This is a genomic window from Flavobacterium sp. HBTb2-11-1 (assembly GCF_009826975.1).
Lineage (GTDB): Bacteria > Bacteroidota > Bacteroidia > Flavobacteriales > Flavobacteriaceae > Flavobacterium.
Map to the genome: position 1 here is coordinate 84,618 of NZ_WUMO01000010.1, position 17,792 is coordinate 102,409.

Consider the following 17,792-nt stretch of genomic DNA (forward strand, 5'->3'; position numbering starts at 1 on the left):
TCCGATATTTATCGGGATTGCGAGAATATAATTATGCCTCCTTAATCAACGGAATCAATTTTGTACCAATCAATTCAATGGCATTCATTAATTGTTTGTGTGTCAAGCGAGCATTATCCATTTGGAAAGTGAATCGATCCACTCCGCCCAGTGCTTCGCTGTGACGAAGGATTTTCTCTGCAGCTCTTTCTGGACCTCCAACGATTAAAACGCCTAAATCATCAATTAACCCGTCAAATTTTCCTCTTGTTACAGGAGGCCAACCTCTTTCATAGCCTAATTTGGTCCATAATTCAGCATATCCAGGATAGTATTCTTCAATTGCTTTTTCTGTGGTGGTACTAACATAACCTGGTGAATGCAAGCCCACTTTCAACTCTTCAGGTTTATAGCCAGCTGCTTTTCCAGCTTCGCGATATAAATCGATTAAAGGTCTGAAACGATGTGTTTGCCCGCCAATTATGGCAACCATTAAGGGAAGTCCCAACGAACCTGCTCTAATAAAAGATTCGGGTGTTCCTCCAACGCCAAGCCAAATAGGCAATTTTTCCTGTAAAGCTCTTGGATAAACCGGTAAATTATTTAGCGCAGGACGAAATTTTCCTTCCCAAGTAACAAATTCATTGTCTCTGATTTGAAGCAATAGCTCGAGTTTTTCTTTAAAAAGAGCATCATAATCTCTCAAATCATATCCAAAAAGGGGATAAGCTTCAATGGCAGATCCTCTACCTACAACAATTTCAGTTCTTCCTTTTGAAATTAAATCTAAAGTCGCAAAACTCTGATAAACTCTAACAGGATCTGCTGCACTTAAAACGGTTACAGCACTTGAGAGTCGAATATTTTTTGTCCTTGCCGCCGCTGCACTCAAAATAACAGCTGTAGCAGAATCTAAAAATTCTTTTTTGTGATGTTCACCAATTCCGAAAACATCTAGACCAGCCTGATCTGCAAATTCAATTCTCTGCAATAGCTGTTCCATGGCATCAACACTGCTCAGAGTGTTGTTGTCGCCATACATTGCCGAAGCAAAACTGTCTATTCCTATTTCCATAAGCTTAATTTTAAATTCCAATATTGAGAAATTCCAAATTCCAAATTTCAAAATCTAAAATCTAAAATCTGAAATCTGAAATCTAAAATCTACAATTATCTAGTGTGAGAATCCAAATGAAATACTGATAATAATAATCGCAATAACAATTAATGTAATGGCGACATATAAATAATCTTTTTCTAATAAAAACGAAAATAGCGAAAGCAAAACACGTAAAACTGGCGTAAGGAAAAGCAAAATAATACCAGTAAATATTAAGGATTCACCATTTCCTTGAATTGCACCATTGTAAACAGCCGCAATTACTTCAAATATATTTCTATCATTTTCTTTAAAAACAGAATAATCTTCAATCTGGCTTCCATTGTGAATCAAATAAACAATTCCGCCAATAAAAGCTACTGATAGCGAAATCCAAACTCCGTAGCGAAGTAAGTTTCCTATAATAGTTTGAAAATCTTTTTCTCCAAATTTTTCTTCCTGTACCATATTAGATTTTTCCATTTAGTCCGTTATAAATCATGTTTATTGCCAAAACAAAAATCAGGCAGGCAAAAAATATTCTCAATTTCTTCGGATTTGTTCGTACTAAGATCTTGGCTCCAGCCATGGCACCAAACAAAACTCCAATTACAACCGGCATACAGATTCCAGGTTCGATATACCCTTTTTGAATATAAATTACAGAACTCGCCATTGCTGTAACTCCCATCATAAAATTACTGGTTGTAGTGGAAACTTTAAAGGGAACGCGCATGATATTGTCCATTGCAATCACTTTAAAAGCGCCAGAACCAATTCCGAGAAGACCAGACATCATTCCGGCAACTCCCATCATGCTGAAGCCGCCAAGCACGTTTTTAGTTCCGTATTTTATGACTTCACCGTCGTGAGAAGGATAAGTTCCGTCCAATTTTAGTTTTTTTGCCAGCGGACTAGACTCCAAGACAATATGTTCTTCTTTTTTTCGTAACGAATTAATTGCAGAAAAAATTAGCGTTAAACCGAATAAAACTGCTATAAAAGAAGTAGGGGCAATGGTAGAAAGCAAGGCACCGCAAACCGCTCCGATAGTAGTGGCGATTTCGAGAAAAATTCCTATTCTCATGTTGGTAATTCCCTCTTTTACATAAGCTGCGGCAGAGCCAGAAGAAGTGGCGATAACAGAGACTAAAGCGGCTCCAATGGCATAATGAATATCGACACCGAGAATAATAGTAAGAAGCGGAATAATAATGATACCGCCTCCTAAGCCTGATAATGAACCTATAAATCCAGCTAAAAAAGCGCCTAGAATCATTATCAGCGTAAAGGTAAGTATTGTCATTTAAGGTATGTTTTTGTATTTGCTAATTTACGAATACAAATTTGTTCATGAACTTAAATATACCTTAAAAATGGCTGTTGTTTATTGTTTGTTGTTTATTGTTTATTGTTTGTTGTTTGTTGTTTGTTGTTTGTTGTTGAAGGTTAACTTTTTTTTTAGGATTAACTTTGACATTTTTTAGATAACCATCAACTACCAACCAAAAACCATCAACCAAAAAAGATTATATCCTATTGTCAACTGCAAAAGATGTTTTTCCAATATTAGCAAGCAATAAAGCCGCTGCAGCACTTGTCCAGACTGAATAATCAAAAGGTGCTTTTACAGAAACCGAAACTGACATGGCAAAAGCAAAAAAGAACATTAAAATGGTAGTTCCTAAAGCGGCAAGCCTAGTTTTGAAACCGAATAATAATAATAGACTGAACAAAACCTCAAAAAAAGTAGCAACTCCTCCTAAAATTTCAGATATGGCTCGGTTTGCATATGGGTTGAGTGTTTGTGTATAAGTAACAAAATTATCCCAATTTCCCCAAGCGACTTGGTGGGAACCTGGTGCGCCCCAAACTCCAAATCGGTCTGCTACGGCCGAAAGCATCGTGATGGCTAAAACTATTCTTAAAATTAAACCTGCTTCTAATATGGTTATGTTTTTCATTCTAAATCTTACTTTTTATTTTCACTGAAATGGAACTATTTTCTTCAAAAACAAAGAAAAATCATTCCGTTATTTTTTTAATAACGATAGAATGAACGCCAAATTGTTTAAAATAATCGATAAAATATATAAAAAAGGGATAGATTGTGTTCTATCCCTTTTAAATCTTGTGCGATTTCCTTATTTCAAAGATGTTTTAATTACAATTGCGGCTTGTTGTATGGCAGTTTGAATAGCTGGCACATTTGCAATCGGATTTAAAAGTCCGTAATCATGAATCAATCCGTTGTATCTAGTTAAAGTTACAGGAACTCCAGCTTCATTCAGTTTTCTGGCATAAGCTTCGCCTTCGTCTCTTAAAACATCATTTTCAGCAGTTTGCACTAGAGCAGGAGGCAAGCCTTTTAATTCTGCTAAACTTGCTTGCAATGGAGAAGCATATTTTTCAGTTCTTTTTGCAGTATCAGGCAAGTAATTATCCCAGAACCATTTCATCATATTTTTAGTCAAGAAACGTCCGTTGGCATATAGATTATATGATTCAGTTTCAAAATTGGCATCGGTTACTGGCCATAAAAGAACTTGTAATTTAATGTGTGGCCCTTTTTTATCTCTAGCCATTAAAGTAATAGCTGCCGTCATATTTCCACCTACACTGTTTCCAACAACAGCAAGGTTTTTACCGTCTACGCCAATTTCTTTTCCATTTTCAGAAACCCATTGTGTTGCAGCGTAAATTTCGTTAATTGCCACTGGATATTTAGCTTCAGGAGATGGTGTATAATCTGGGAAAACCGCAACAGCACCACTTTCTACAACCAAATCTCTCACTAATCTTTTATGAGTAGGATAATCGCCTAAAACCCATCCGCCGCCATGAATGAAAATGAATACAGGCGCGTTTGCTTTTACCCCTTTAGGTTTTGTAATATGAATTTTTACTTTTAACCCGTTTTGTGAAATTACTTTTTCAGATTCTTCGATGCCGGAATAATCGACTTCAACCGATTTCTGTGCGCCTACTAAAACGTTTCTGGCATCTGTAACAGATAATTGTTCCAAAGGTTTTCCGTCACCTGAATTTAATGCATTTAAAAAGCTGCGTACTTCTGTAAAGATTTCGGGGTCATTTTGTCCTTTAAATGGTTTTTCTTGTGCTGAAGCAATTGTATTTGCGATGAACAATGCTGCAATAAATAAACTTTGCTGTAATACTTTAATAGTTTTCATATCTTTTATGTTTTAATTATTTATAATTTAATAGGACAAAGATATGGCGCTAGTAAAGCTCTAAAAATGGATAAAAGTCTATTCTAATTGTACATTTTTCCCTTGAAGGTATTTTTTCTTGAAATTAGACGGAGTGTCGCCAACTTTATTGGTAAAAAGTCGGTTAAAATAAGCTGGATCTTCATAGCCGAGCTGGTATGCAATCTCTTTTACGCTTAAAGAAGAATACCCCAAAAGCCTTTTAGCTTCCAGAATAATGCGGTCTTTTATAATATCGTTTGGCTGTGTTAGTTCCAGACGATTGAATTTATTAGAAAGGGTTTTAGGAGCAACGCCTAAAATATCGGCATAATCGGCAACGGTATGTTTGGTTCTGAAATGAATTTCGACCAATCGGCTGAAATCTCTAAAAAAATCCATTTCTTTAGAAGGTTCTTCGTTTAAAACACCTAATTGCTGAATTTTCCAGATTCGCGTCGCTTTAATAATAAGTTGTTTCAAATACGTTCGAATCATTTCTTCCTGAGACGAATCGGGAGAAACAAACTCTTCCTGAATCTGATTGAAAATGCCTTCAATAAACAAAACCTCTTCATCGGGCAAAGTTGTCATTGGCATTTCAAATATATTGTTGAATAGCAATCCGTCGCAGGCTACTTCGGCATCGTGAATCTGCACACAGTAAAAATCACGATTGTAATACATAAAATACCCCTGCTTTTTCCCTTCCTTATTAATCTGTAGATATTGATTGCTGTTGATAAAAAACAGAGAAGGACTTTTGGTTTGATATTGTTTAAAATCAATAGTAACCTGATAATCTTCCGGAAGATATAAGACCTTAATATACGCTTTGTATTCGTCGCTGTTTATTCCTTCTACAGTTTCCTGATTCAGAACCAGAAATCCCAGTTTTTTATAATTTGATTCAAATACATTATTAAGGTTCATCGAAGTTTGTTTTGGATTTTAAATTTAATGATTTTCTTTAGCGAAAGCAGCACTATTCATTGCCAATTTGAAGATGTTCCAGTTTTTTGCCAACCAAAGTTTTTTCGCCCACAATTTTAAATCCGAGTTTTAAATAAAGTTTTTTCGCCAGCGGATTTTCTTCTTCCACCAATAAACCTAATGTCTGTTTGTTTTGATGAACATATTCGTTAATTAGAAAAACTAGTAGCTTAGAACCAATTCCTTTTCCCTGCTGATTTGGATTAACGCCTAATGAATCAATGTAAAATTCTCCAGCGCGCGTTTCAAACTCTGGATTAAATTCTGGATTATAATGTGCTCTAACATATTCCACAATCGGATTTCGTAAAGCTTCTATATCAGAACCATTGTAAATATTAACTGCGCCTATGATTTCTCCATTTTCCTCAGCCACAAAACAGTTTTGATACGAATATTGGTTGTTTTCTCTTTCAACGAAATATTCCAGAAAGTCTTTCGCGGAAGCGTAATCATTCTTAGCAATAAATTTGTAGATAATATCTTCCATTGCTAATAATAATATAGGAGCAATATATTTTGAGTCTGATTTTTCGGCTTTTCTGATATTCATGTGGAAGATTTTAGTACAAACAAATTTACTTCATTTAAATATTTTCTCTCGCAGATTCTGCAGATTTAGCAGATTAATATTTGAAATATCTGCATAATCCGCTAAATCTGCGGGAAAAAGAAACTTAGAATCTTTGAAAAAAATGTACAAATATACGCTCAATATATACCAATCAGGAGATTTCAACTCGCCTTATATTTGTATAACAATTTTAATTTAAACATTAAAACAATGAAAGCAATAGGATTTAAAACATCATTACCCATAGAAAACCCAGAAAGTTTTATCGAATTTGAAACCGTAAAACCAGTCCCTGGAGCACACGATTTATTAGTTAAAATTGATGCGATTTCAGTCAACCCCGTCGATTTTAAAATTCGTCAGAGTTCGGCAAAAGAAACCGTTTTGGATACCCCAAAAATCATTGGCTGGGATGCTGTAGGAATTGTGCAGGCTGTTGGACAAGACGTTACTTTGTTTGAAGTAGGCGATCCTGTCTATTACGCTGGAGATATTACCAAACAAGGAAGCAATGCCGAATATCAGATTATTGACGAGCGAATTGTCGGCAGAAAGCCAAAATCATTAAGCATTGAAGAATCGGCCGTGATTCCGTTGACTGCTTTAACGGCTTGGGAAATTTTATTTGACAGAATCAGAATTAATGCTGACAAAGACAAAGGGAAATCGATTCTAATTATTGGCGGTGCTGGCGGAGTAGGTTCGATTGCCATTCAATTGGCCAAGAAAATTGCAGGTTTAACTGTTATTGCAACAGCTTCTCGTCCTGAAACAATTGAATGGTGCAAACAGCAAGGAGCTGATTTTGTGGTAGACCATAAAGACTTGATTTCTTCTGTTCGTGAAGCAGGCTTTGAACATGTTGATTTTATTCTAGATTTAGTAGACACCAATGCTTATTGGGACACGATGGTTGAATTGATTAAACCGCAGGGGCATATCGCTTCGATCACCGGAAGCGCTGAGCCTGTAGTTTTGAATAAACTGAAAAGCAAAAGTGTTTCTTTTTCTTGGGAATTAATGTACACTCGATCAATGTATCAGACAGAAGATATGATTGAACAGCATAATATCTTAAATATTGTAGCAGACTTGTTAGACGACGGCATTCTGAAAACTACATTGAACACAACTTTAAGCGGACTTACAGCCGAAAATCTTAAAAAAGCACATGAACTTTTAGAATCCGGAAAGACAATTGGAAAAATTGCGATTAAGTTCTAAAACATAAAATCGTCTTTCTGATAGCTTAGAATAGTTATTTGGAACAGTTTTAAATAATATTGTTTTTAAATAAGAAATTTTTGTATTTTAGTCGGCTTACAAACCAAATTGAGTATAAATTTTTAACCTAAAACAAAATTATTTATGATTTCAAAAAACACAGACCTTGGATTATTACTATTGCGCATCAGCACTGGCGGGTTAATGCTTTTTCATGGTGTTTCTAAGTTGATTCACGGAGTTTCGTTCCTTGTAGAAAACTTAGGCACATTTGGATATGCCGTTTATATTGGCGAAGTTTTATCTCCAATAGCTATTTTATTAGGATTCAGAACGAGAATTGCGGCAGTTCTTTTGGCAATAACTTGTGTGGTGGCGGTTGCAACAATGCACAGTCAGGAAATTTTCTCAATAAGCGAGCATGGAGGTTATGCTTTAGAATTATTAATGCTATATCTTTTTGGCGCTCTTGCATTGTTCTTTACTGGAGCGGGTAAATATGCCGTTTCTAAAAACAGTCAGTGGGATTAATCCTTTATAAATAAGATATTTCTTATATATTAAAAAAGGCCTTAAATTATTGATTTAGGGCTTTTTCTTGTTATTACTCTTTTTATTATGCTATTTTTGCCCTAAAATTACCCAAATAATTATTAAAATAGCAATGAAGTTCTTATTCGCCTTTACTCTTTTTATTTTTTCTCTGGCAATTAATGCCCAATATTTAAACGGAATCATCAATGATTCTGAAGGAAAAGAAGCATCAGATGTTTTAATTCGTGATTTAAATTCTAAAACACACGCCCATACCGATGCAAACGGAAAATTTACCTTAGAATCTGTACAGGTAAATGATAGTTTGGTTATTACCAAAAAGGGATTTTCAACTCAAAGAATAAAATTGGCTTCTTTAGATTTTCTTTCCATTCAATTAGAAGAAAAACCATTTTTGCTGGAAGAAGTTAAGATTGGCAATAATTTAAAATATTTAAACACCATTTCTAAAATCGATTTTGAAATTCAGCCTATTTCAAATTCTCAGGATTTACTGCGAAAAGTTCCAGGACTTTTTATCGGTCAGCATGCGGGCGGAGGAAAAGCAGAGCAAATCTTCTTAAGAGGTTTTGATTGCGATCACGGAACCGATATTAATATCACTGTTGACGGAATGCCGGTAAATATGGTTTCGCACGCACACGGACAAGGCTATTCTGATCTGCATTTTGTGATTCCAGAAACAGTTGACAATATCGATTTTGATAAAGGTGCTTATTTTGTTGATAAAGGCGATTTTACAACTGCAGGATATGTTGGTTTTAATACCAAAAATGCTTTGCAAAACAGCTCTATTTCTTTTGAAGGTGGGCAGTTTGATACTTTTCGTACCGTTGCGATGTTTAATTTATTGAATAAAGAAAACCAATCGGCTTATTTTGCTGGAGAATATATGATGACCGATGGTTATTTTGATGCTCCTCAGAATTTTAACCGAATTAATTTGTTTGGAAAATACAATGCTAAAATGGAAAACGGAGACCGTTTGGCGATTTCGGTTTCACATTTTAAAAGCCAATGGGACGCCAGCGGACAGATTCCTGACCGTGCAGTAAACGACGGAACAATTTCGCATTTCGGAGCAATCGATCCGAATGAAGGAGGAAATACAGACAGAACCAACTTTAATCTGCAATACGATGCAAAAATTGATGACAATACACACATTAAAAGCAGCGCATATTTAAGTAAATACGATTTTGAACTGTATTCTAATTTTACTTTTTTCTTGAATGATCCTGTAAACGGCGATCAAATCAAACAGAAAGAAAATAGAACTATTGTAGGTTTTCAGTCAGAATACGATCAAAAACTGAATGAAAAATGGCGTTTTAAACTAGGCGCTGGACTTCGAAATGACAATAATAAAGATGTAGAATTGTCTCATACATTAAACAGAAAAACAGTTTTAGAATATTTGAGTTTAGGAACGGTAAATCAGACCAATTTATTTACGTATTCAAGTCTTGATTTTACTGCTGGAAAATGGTTAGTAAACGGAGGTTTGCGTTTGGATTATTTCAAATTTGGATATGAAGATCAATTGGCTGCAACTTATAGTAATCAGACGCAGACCAAAGCAATTGTAAGCCCGAAACTAAACTTTTTGTATACTCAAAATGACAAATTAAACTATTTCTTGAAGTTAGGAAAAGGATTTCACAGTAATGATACCCGTGTAGTTGTGGCGCAAAAAGGAGAAAAAATTCTTCCAGAAACGTACGGAGCAGATTTAGGTTTAAACTGGAAACCATTTCCAAGAATGATTGTCAATTCGGCTCTTTGGTATTTATATCTAGCTCAGGAATTTGTGTACGTAGGAGACGAAGCTGTTGTTGAACCAAGCGGAAAAACAGAACGTAAAGGTTTTGATTTTGGAATTAGATATCAATTGACCAATTGGTTGTTCTGGAATGCAGATTATACATATACGCATGCAAGAGCAATAGACGAACCAAAAGGAAACGATTATTTGCCACTTGCTCCAAAAAACACTTTAATGAGCGGACTTTCGGTAAAGGATTTAAAAGGTTTTTCAGGGAGCATAAGAACGCGTTTCTTAGGCGACAGACCAGCAAACGAAGACAATTCGGTTGTAGCAAAAGGATATTGTATTACCGATTTCTCTGTGAATTATCAGATTAAGAAAGTTTCAATTGGCGTAAACATTGACAATATTTTCAATACAAAATGGAAAGAAACACAATTTTTAACCGAATCAAGATTGGCAAATGAAACAGATCCTGTAGAAGAAATTCATTTTACGGCAGGAACTCCGTTTAATGCGCGTTTGATCTTGAAATACACGTGGTAGAAATTGATCAATGTGGCAATTAGAAAATGTGCCAATTAGATAATTACTCGCATTATCTAATTGGCACATTTTCTTCTTTGAGAATAAAAATCGTGAATTCGTGGCGATTATTTAAACAAATAGCTTTGCCGATTTTGTGTTTTTTTAAGCATGTACTTGGTATTAAAAAGGTTTTTTAACGCAGAGTTCGCAGAGGATTTACGCAGAGAAACGCAAAGATTTTAGTCTATGCATTTTATTTTAAAGGTCACAGAGCGATAGCAAAACATTCCAATTTTCAAACATAGCCCGCGGTTTCAACCGCGTGGAGGCCCAGAAATGCGTTGTGTAATTTACGTTGTGTTCCCACGGTTGAAACCGCGGGCTATGTTTTATAAAACATATAAATAAAACCTTATAGATAAATTGTATTGAATTTCTCATAAAACCATAAAGAGAAAAAAACTTTGCGTCTCTGCGACTTTGCGAGAGTTATTTAAGCTACTTAAAAAAACTTATCTATTCGCATTGATATATTCCGACGGCGACATATTAAAATGCTTCTGGAAATTACGTCCAAAACTCGTTTGCGATTTGTAGCCGACCATTTCTGCGATTTCGTACATTTTGTAGTTTTCGTTTAATAATAGTTCTGCAGCTCTTTTGAGACGTACGATATTGATTAATTCGTTTGGACTTAGATTCGTAATGTCTTTAATTTTTCTGTATAAAGTCGAGCGGCTCATATTCATGATTTCTGCAAGCGATTCTACGCTTAAATCCTGATCAGTGATATTTTTAAGGATTTCGTCGTCCAGTTTTTTCAGGAACTTTTCGTCAGTTTTATTGTGGGCAATGCTTTTAATGTGCGAAAGCGGCGAACTCGCATAATAATTCATAATCTGTCTGCGGTTTTCAATCAAGTTATTGGCTTGTACTTTCAGATAATCCATAGAAAAAGGTTTTGCCACATAAGCGTCTGCACCCACTTCAAGTCCGTCGATTTGTGATTTTAATGAGTTTTTCGCCGTCAATAAAATAACCGGAATATGACTCGTTTCGAGATTCGTTTTAATCTTTTTACACATCGTAAATCCGTCCATAACAGGCATGGTCACATCTGAAATCACCAACTGAATGTTTTCGTTATGAATGATTTTGATGGCTTCTTCGCCATTTTGGGCCTTTAAAACAGTGTAAGTTCCTGCCAATTCTGTTGTAATAAAATTCAAAAGGTCATCATTGTCTTCTACCACCAAAACTTGCGCTTTTTCGTTTTTGATTTCAATTGGTTCTTTTGGCGTTTCACTTTCTGTTTGTTCTTTCTCAGAATCGGCATAAAGCATAAATTCTTCTTCTTGATGCAGCGGAACGGTTAATTCGAAAATATTGTAATTTACATCTTCAATCAATTCTAAACTTCCATTGTGCAATTGCGCCAAAGAATGCGCCAGCGAAAGTCCAATTCCCGTTCCTGATGCCGTACTGCTGTCATCAACTCTAAAAAAGGGCTCAAAAATCTTGTCTTTTAAATGAATGGGAATCACATTTCCATCATTTTTTACAATCAAATGCAGTTTCTTTTCATCTCTAAACAAAGAAATGGAAACCTTTTTATTCGAGTATTTAATCGCATTGTTGATCAAATTGCTCAAGATTTTTTTGAAAGCCTCTTTGTCAACAAAAGCGTGAATGTCTTTTTCACCCAATTCCAATTGAAATTCCAGTTCGCGTTCTTCGATTAATTGGCTGAATCTCAAATGAAAATTTCGAACCATCGAAGAAATATTCGCTTCGACGAAAGTCAATTTCAAGCCGCCAATCTCCGATTTTCTAAAATCGAGCAATTCGTTTACCAACTTCAATAAACGGGAAGTATTTTTCTTCATGATCGAAAGATGCTGCGGCACTTCTTCCGATTCGTATTTCATTCCCAAAAGCTTTTCCAACGGACCTTTGATAAGCGTTAAAGGTGTTCTGATTTCGTGGGCTACATTCGTAAAAAAGTCAATTTTTGCCTGATAGATTTCTTTTTCTTTTTCATCATTCAAATGCTTGATTTTGCGGTTATTCTTGATCTGAGTCAGATTTTGAGAATAACGAATGATATAATAGAAACCAGCACAAATTAGTAAGAAATACAGCAGATAAGCATAAGTACTCGCGTACCATGGCGGAAGAATGCGTATTTTGAGTTTTACCTCTTTACTCCAAACTCCAAAACTATTGAGTGATTTTACTTTAAAAACATAATCGCCAGGCGCCAATTCGGTAAAGAAAACCTTGTTGTTTCTTCCCAAATACACCCAATCATTATTTACATTTTCCAATTGATACCAATATTCGGTCAGTTCGGGTGCAGTGTAATTTAAAGACGCAAATTCGAGATTAAAAGACGATTGGCTGTTGTTGAGTTCCAATTCATCCAAAAACGAAATAGATTGCGAAATAGGCGAATCGGGGCTGTTTACCTCAATATCCTTATTATTAATCTGAATATTGGTAATGTAAATAAAAGGCGTGTATTTATTTTTGCTGAAATGCTTCGGATTAAAACTGATCATTCCGTTTAGGTTTCCAAAATACATATCGCCGTTTGCATCTTTAAAAGCTGAATTGTAATTGAACTGATCGCTCAATAATCCGTTTGCGGTCGTGAAAATCTTAATGGTTTTATGATCTGGACCAAATTTTACCAAACCTTTGGAAGTGGTCAGCCAAAGATTTTTAGAATCATCTTCCAAAATAGAATAGAAAACATTGCTCGGCATTCCGTTTTTGGTTGTGAATTTGGTAAAAGTATGGTTTTGTCTGTTTACAAGATTCAATCCGTTTTCGGTTGCAATCCATAAGTTTTTTGAAGAATCTTCAAAAATGGCATTTATCGTATTATTGCTAATGCCTTTTGGATTTTTATAATCATACATAAAAACCTCTTTTTTCTTCGTTTTCGGATTGTAAAACAACAATCCATCGCGATAACTTCCAGCCCAAAGATTGCCGTCGCTGTCTTCTTTCATATTCGTATAATGATACGTTTCTGGAAAGAATTTCAGAATTTCAAAATTATCCGCCTGTTCATTATAGCGATAAAGTCCTGATGTTGTTACCACAATCAGATCTCCGTTTTTCATTTCATAAAAAGAAAAAATAAAATTGCTGTGCAGTCCGCTTCGGCCATCATTGGCGCTGTAATGCTTGAGAATTGCGCCCGAATTTCGGTCTAAAACATCTAAACCATGCTCGAAAGTTCCGACCCAGATTTTGTCTTTCCGAGGCATTAAAGCATGAATATTATAATACGAAACATTATAAGAAGTGAACTTTTGCGTTTTCGGATTAAAACGATTTACGCCTGCATCTTCTGTTCCGATCCATAAATCGCCGTGATCGTCTTTATGAATTTCTCGAACTGCGTTTCCACTAATAGAATTTTGATTGTTCTGCGGAAAGTACTTTTTAAACTGAGTGTATTGTTTCTGATGATAATTGACACCGCCAAAATACGTTCCAATCCATATTCCGTTTTCTTTGTCAATTGTAATAGAATAAGCCGCATTATCTGAAATCGCATACGGATCGTTGTAATTTTTCTTAAGATTTACAGCCGTTTTGGTTTTCAGATTATACACATAAACCCCAGATTCGCTTGCAATCCAAAGTTCATCATTTCCTTTTTTCCTGAATTGACGAACGAAAACCGGTTCTTTTATTGCGAATTGTAATTCAGTTGTGCTTTTGTTTTTTCTATTATATAGTAGTACACCGTGATCTTGCGTGCCGATTACAATATTTTCTGAATCTACGGCATAAATGACTGTAATTCTGAAATTAGCTTTATTTGCTGGCGGATTTAACGGAATATTTTCAAAAGAAAGGTTTTCTTCAGAATAATGATAGATTTTATTGAGAGAAGAAGCCCAGATTTCTCCTTTGTAATCTTTCGTAATCGAAGTGGTAATGAAGTATTTGTTTGGATTGAAAGTGGTTGTTTGCTGCTTTTTTGGTGCATATTTATACAAAATGTTGCCAGAAACAAACCAAATGTTGTCTTTTTGATCGTGATTGATGTCGTTGATGCGATCATTTATGGCTTCATTCAAAATCGTAAAACGATCCAGTTTTTTATCATAATGATACAAACCTTTATCAGTACCGACCCAAATTGTGCCATTGTGTTCGTGTAAAGATTGAATATAATTGCTTCCTAAACTATGAACAGGATCTCCGCTGCTTCTATAGGTTTTAAAACGATAGCCGTCAAAACGGTTTAAACCGTCTTTGGTTCCAAACCACATAAAACCGTCATTATCTTGTATTGAGGTCAAAACTGTGTTGTTTGAAAGTCCTTCTTCTACCTGATAATGTTTAAAATAATACTCCTGCGCATTCGAAAAATTTATCGAAAAAAAGCTGAAATATAAAAAAAGAAAGAATTTACGCATAGTTGTATTTTTTAGGCTAAAATCTAGATTTCTGCAAATCGTCTCAATATTCTACAAAATGTTGCAACTGAATGAAAACGGGCTGTTTTTAATACAATTTGAATCATTTGAGAGAGATATTGACACAAATGAAGCATTTTATTTTGAATAAAAAGCGCCTACTTTGAATTTTAAAATAAATGATATTGATAAAATTTTAAGGTTAAAAATACACTATCGATAAAATAAAGTTTGAAAAAACCAACCATTAATAATTTTGAAACAAAATGAACAATTTATTACAACTAAAGAATATTAGTTCTTTTTTTGCCCGTATACCAGACGGCTAAAAAAGCGCCATATTTCATTAAACCAAACCACAAAAAGAATAAAACTATCTAAAATGCAAAAATCAATGAAAACAAAGTTCACTCACTTTTTAACGAAGAGATATTACCTCTTAGTTTTCTTTAGTTTATTACTGCAGTCTGCTTTTGCCCAGCAAATAAATGTTACGGGAAAAGTGACTACCGCAGACGGACAAGCGGTTCCTTTTGCGAATGTTTTGATAAAAGGAACACAGAATGGTGCTGTTACCGATTTTGACGGAAGCTTTAAAATTTCAGCCAGCGGAAATCAGACTCTAGTTTTTAGTTCACAAGGCTATAAAACAGTAGAAATTGCCATCAACAACAAAACTTCTATAAACGTTACAATGGCAGAAGATGCCATGAAACTCGATGAGATAGTGGTTGTAGGTTACGGATCGCAGCAGAAAAAAGACCTTACGGGAGCTGTTGCATTAGTTAAACCAGACGAAATTCAGAAAAGACAGGTAACTACAGTTGCAGATGGACTTCAAGGCTTGGTTACCGGAGTTAAAGTTCGCGGTGGCGGACGCCCGGGACAAGAAGCCAATGTTGAAATTCGTGGTCTTAAAAACCTTCAAAACACCAATCCATTATATGTAATTGACGGTTTAGTAACTTCTGCAAACAGAGACTTTAACCCAAATGATATTGAATCGATTCAGGTTTTAAAAGATGCTTCTGCAGCAGCAATTTATGGTTCTAGAGCTGCAAATGGTGTCATTATTATTACCACTAAAAAAGGAAAAAAAGGACCATTACAGGTTGAAGTTTCTGCAAAAAGCAGTTTTCAAATTATGCCTCGCTATGATTTAATGGGAACTGAGGAATTTGCCAAATACAACAATATGGCGTATGACAATGCTGGACTTCCGAGACAAAACCTGAATATGGCTGTAAATACAGATTGGCAGGATGCTACTTTTCAAACAGGAATGATTCAGGATTACAACGCGAGTTTTTCTGGTGGAAACGAAAATTCGACATTCTTTATGTCTGGAAATTATTTTGGAAATGAAGGAACAGTTATCGGAACTGATTTTGACAGAATTTCATTCCGCGTCAATTCAAGCGGTACAAAAGGAATTTTCAGTATTGGAGAAAATTTGGCGATCAGTAATGCTAAAACAGATGAGATGTCTGGAAACCCAATTATTGATGTGTACAGAATGACGCCAACGATTCCGCTTTACGATCCATCAAATCCGGGTGGATACGGTTACGGAAAACAAGGAGTTGCGGACACTTTTGGTACAAACCCTTTAGCATTGGCTGATTTTTCTAATGTAACCAATCAAAATTTCAGAATTAGAGGAAACATTTGGTCAGAATTAAAGTTCGTGCCTTGGTTGAAATACCGTTTCAATTTTGGATATGAAACTAGTTTTGATTCTTATAAATACATGAGAAAAAAAGGAAGCTGGACATTAAATCAGCCGCAAGATCCTTCTCAAACCGATCAAAATAAAGGAAGGTCAGAAACTTTATTGTTTGAAAATACATTGACTTTCAAAAAAGAATTTGGCAAACACGATATTACGCTTTTAGTAGGTCAGACGTATCAAAAAGACAATTACGATCAGATTTACGGAACAAAAAGAAATCTTCCGATGAATTCTGGAACTGGTCAATATTATGAGGTTTTGAATCAAGGAGATTCGCCAGTTGTGGGAGGTTTCATTAACGAAGCGGCCTTAACCTCATATTTAGGAAGATTAGAATACAACTACGATAATCGTTATTTATTTAATGCGGTAATCAGACGTGATGGTTCTTCTAGATTTAGCGATGGCAATAAATGGGGCAATTTCCCTTCTCTTTCAGCTGGATGGAGAATCAGCAACGAATCTTTCTTTAAATCAGAATTCATTAAAGATCTAAAATTAAGAGCAAGTTATGGAGAATTGGGTTCTGGAAATATCAGGGAATATGAATCTAAAAGCTTCGTTAATAATTTCGGACAAATTGTATTAGGCAAAGACCAAACTTTGTATCCTTCTGCAACTCAGGTAAAATTATCAAACTCACAACTGCGCTGGGAAAAACTAAAACAAACCAACATAGGATTGGATTTAGGAGTTTTGAATAATGATTTGCGTTTTACTGCGGATTATTTCATTGCTCGTACAGAAGATGTATTATTTGGTTTCCCTATTTTACTGACTACAGGAAACGATGGCGGAAATCCAATTTCTAATGCGGCAACGGTAGAAAATAAAGGTTTTGAGCTGGAATTGGCTTACAGCAAAAAAATCAACGATTTCTCTTTTAATGCTTCTGTAAACTTTACAAAAGTAAACAACAAGCTGGTTTCTTTAGGAAATGGACAAAATGAAAACATTATTGGCAACACCATGACTCGAAGCGGAAATCCAGTTGGAATGTGGTATGTGCTGCAAACAGACGGATTATTCCAAAATCAGCAGGAAATTGACAATTACAAAAATGCTGACGGAAAAGTGATTATGCCGAATGCAGTGCCTGGAGATATTCGTTTTAAAGACAATAATGGAGACGGACAAATTACGAACGAAGACAAAGCGATTGTGGGAAGTCCGTGGCCAGAATTTGAAATGGGTTTAAATGCTGGAGCTGAATATAAAAACTTTGATTTTTCTATGAACTGGATTGCTTCAAACGGAGCTACTGTTTACAACGGATTTAGAAGTGTTGTGGATCGTTTTGATGACAATAGTAACTACAGAAAAGGCATTCAGCCTTGGACGCCAGAAAATCCAAATACTGATTTTCCTAGAATTACCAAAGGTTCAACTTTAAACTCAAGAGGAGATAGTGACCGTTTCTTGGAGAGCGGCAATTTCATCAGACTAAAATACATTGGTTTTGGATATAATTTGCCAAGCAGCGTTTTAGAAAAATCAGGAATTACAAGAGCAAGATTAACCTTATCTGCACAAAACATTCTAACGATCACGAAATACAAAGGTTTGGATCCTGAGTTTAGTAATACGGGTGATAACAGAATTTTTGAAAGAGGTGTTGATAACGGTTCGTTCCCGAATCTTAAAACGTATTCTTTTGGTGTTGAATTTAGCTTTTAATTAAAAAAA

The 17,792-nt window shown here is 35.3% G+C and carries 12 protein-coding genes; 4 read left to right on the top strand and 8 right to left on the bottom strand.

Annotation, left to right across the window (positions count from 1 at the left end; translation table 11 throughout):
* Window positions 1-31: 31 nt before the first annotated feature.
* The 7 genes from GR162_RS19560 to GR162_RS19590 all read right to left on the bottom strand — a co-directional run bounded on the left by GR162_RS19560 (window position 32) and on the right by GR162_RS19590 (window position 5,836).
* Window positions 32-1,054 carry an LLM class flavin-dependent oxidoreductase gene (locus tag GR162_RS19560; RefSeq protein ID WP_160783490.1) on the bottom strand — a complete coding sequence of 341 codons (1,023 nt, stop codon included), beginning with the start codon at window positions 1,052-1,054 and terminating at the stop codon, window positions 32-34.
* 99 nt (window positions 1,055-1,153) lie between these two features.
* On the bottom strand, window positions 1,154-1,561 hold the full coding sequence (locus GR162_RS19565) for a DUF1634 domain-containing protein (protein ID WP_160783491.1): 408 nt from the start codon (window positions 1,559-1,561) through the stop codon (window positions 1,154-1,156).
* Complete coding sequence (locus tag GR162_RS19570) at window positions 1,548-2,384, bottom strand: sulfite exporter TauE/SafE family protein (protein WP_160783492.1); 837 nt, start codon at window positions 2,382-2,384, stop codon at window positions 1,548-1,550. The genes GR162_RS19565 and GR162_RS19570 overlap by 14 nt, the downstream gene beginning before the upstream one ends.
* Window positions 2,385-2,607: 223 nt before the next feature.
* Window positions 2,608-3,042 carry a DoxX family membrane protein gene (locus GR162_RS19575; protein WP_160783493.1) on the bottom strand — a complete coding sequence of 145 codons (435 nt, stop codon included), beginning with the start codon at window positions 3,040-3,042 and terminating at the stop codon, window positions 2,608-2,610.
* A gap of 180 nt (window positions 3,043-3,222) precedes the next feature.
* Window positions 3,223-4,272: an alpha/beta hydrolase gene (locus tag GR162_RS19580; RefSeq protein WP_202393974.1), complete on the bottom strand. Its 1,050-nt coding sequence runs from the start codon at window positions 4,270-4,272 to the stop codon at window positions 3,223-3,225.
* Window positions 4,273-4,350: 78 nt separating this feature from the next.
* Window positions 4,351-5,223 carry an AraC family transcriptional regulator gene (locus GR162_RS19585; RefSeq protein WP_160783494.1) on the bottom strand — a complete coding sequence of 291 codons (873 nt, stop codon included), beginning with the start codon at window positions 5,221-5,223 and terminating at the stop codon, window positions 4,351-4,353.
* Between the two features lie 52 nt (window positions 5,224-5,275).
* Window positions 5,276-5,836 carry a GNAT family N-acetyltransferase gene (locus GR162_RS19590; RefSeq protein WP_160783495.1) on the bottom strand — a complete coding sequence of 187 codons (561 nt, stop codon included), beginning with the start codon at window positions 5,834-5,836 and terminating at the stop codon, window positions 5,276-5,278.
* A gap of 231 nt (window positions 5,837-6,067) precedes the next feature.
* Between GR162_RS19590 and GR162_RS19595 the strand changes: the two genes are divergently transcribed.
* The 3 genes from GR162_RS19595 (at window position 6,068) to GR162_RS19605 (ending at window position 9,950) form a co-directional block, all read left to right on the top strand.
* Entirely contained in the window at window positions 6,068-7,081 is a 1,014-nt protein-coding gene (locus tag GR162_RS19595; RefSeq protein ID WP_160783496.1) for a zinc-binding alcohol dehydrogenase family protein, read from the top strand.
* 144 nt (window positions 7,082-7,225) lie between these two features.
* Window positions 7,226-7,612, top strand: a complete 387-nt coding sequence (locus GR162_RS19600) for a DoxX family protein (RefSeq protein ID WP_160783497.1) — start codon at window positions 7,226-7,228, stop codon at window positions 7,610-7,612.
* Window positions 7,613-7,745: 133 nt separating this feature from the next.
* Window positions 7,746-9,950 carry a TonB-dependent receptor domain-containing protein gene (locus tag GR162_RS19605; protein WP_160783498.1) on the top strand — a complete coding sequence of 735 codons (2,205 nt, stop codon included), beginning with the start codon at window positions 7,746-7,748 and terminating at the stop codon, window positions 9,948-9,950.
* A gap of 494 nt (window positions 9,951-10,444) precedes the next feature.
* On the opposite strand, the gene GR162_RS19610 is transcribed toward GR162_RS19605, so the two are convergent.
* Window positions 10,445-14,374: a hybrid sensor histidine kinase/response regulator transcription factor gene (locus GR162_RS19610; RefSeq protein ID WP_160783499.1), complete on the bottom strand. Its 3,930-nt coding sequence runs from the start codon at window positions 14,372-14,374 to the stop codon at window positions 10,445-10,447.
* 394 nt (window positions 14,375-14,768) lie between these two features.
* Between GR162_RS19610 and GR162_RS19615 the strand changes: the two genes are divergently transcribed.
* Window positions 14,769-17,783, top strand: coding sequence for a TonB-dependent receptor (locus GR162_RS19615; RefSeq protein ID WP_237421403.1), 3,015 nt, complete (start codon window positions 14,769-14,771; stop codon window positions 17,781-17,783).
* Window positions 17,784-17,792 lie beyond the last annotated feature (9 nt).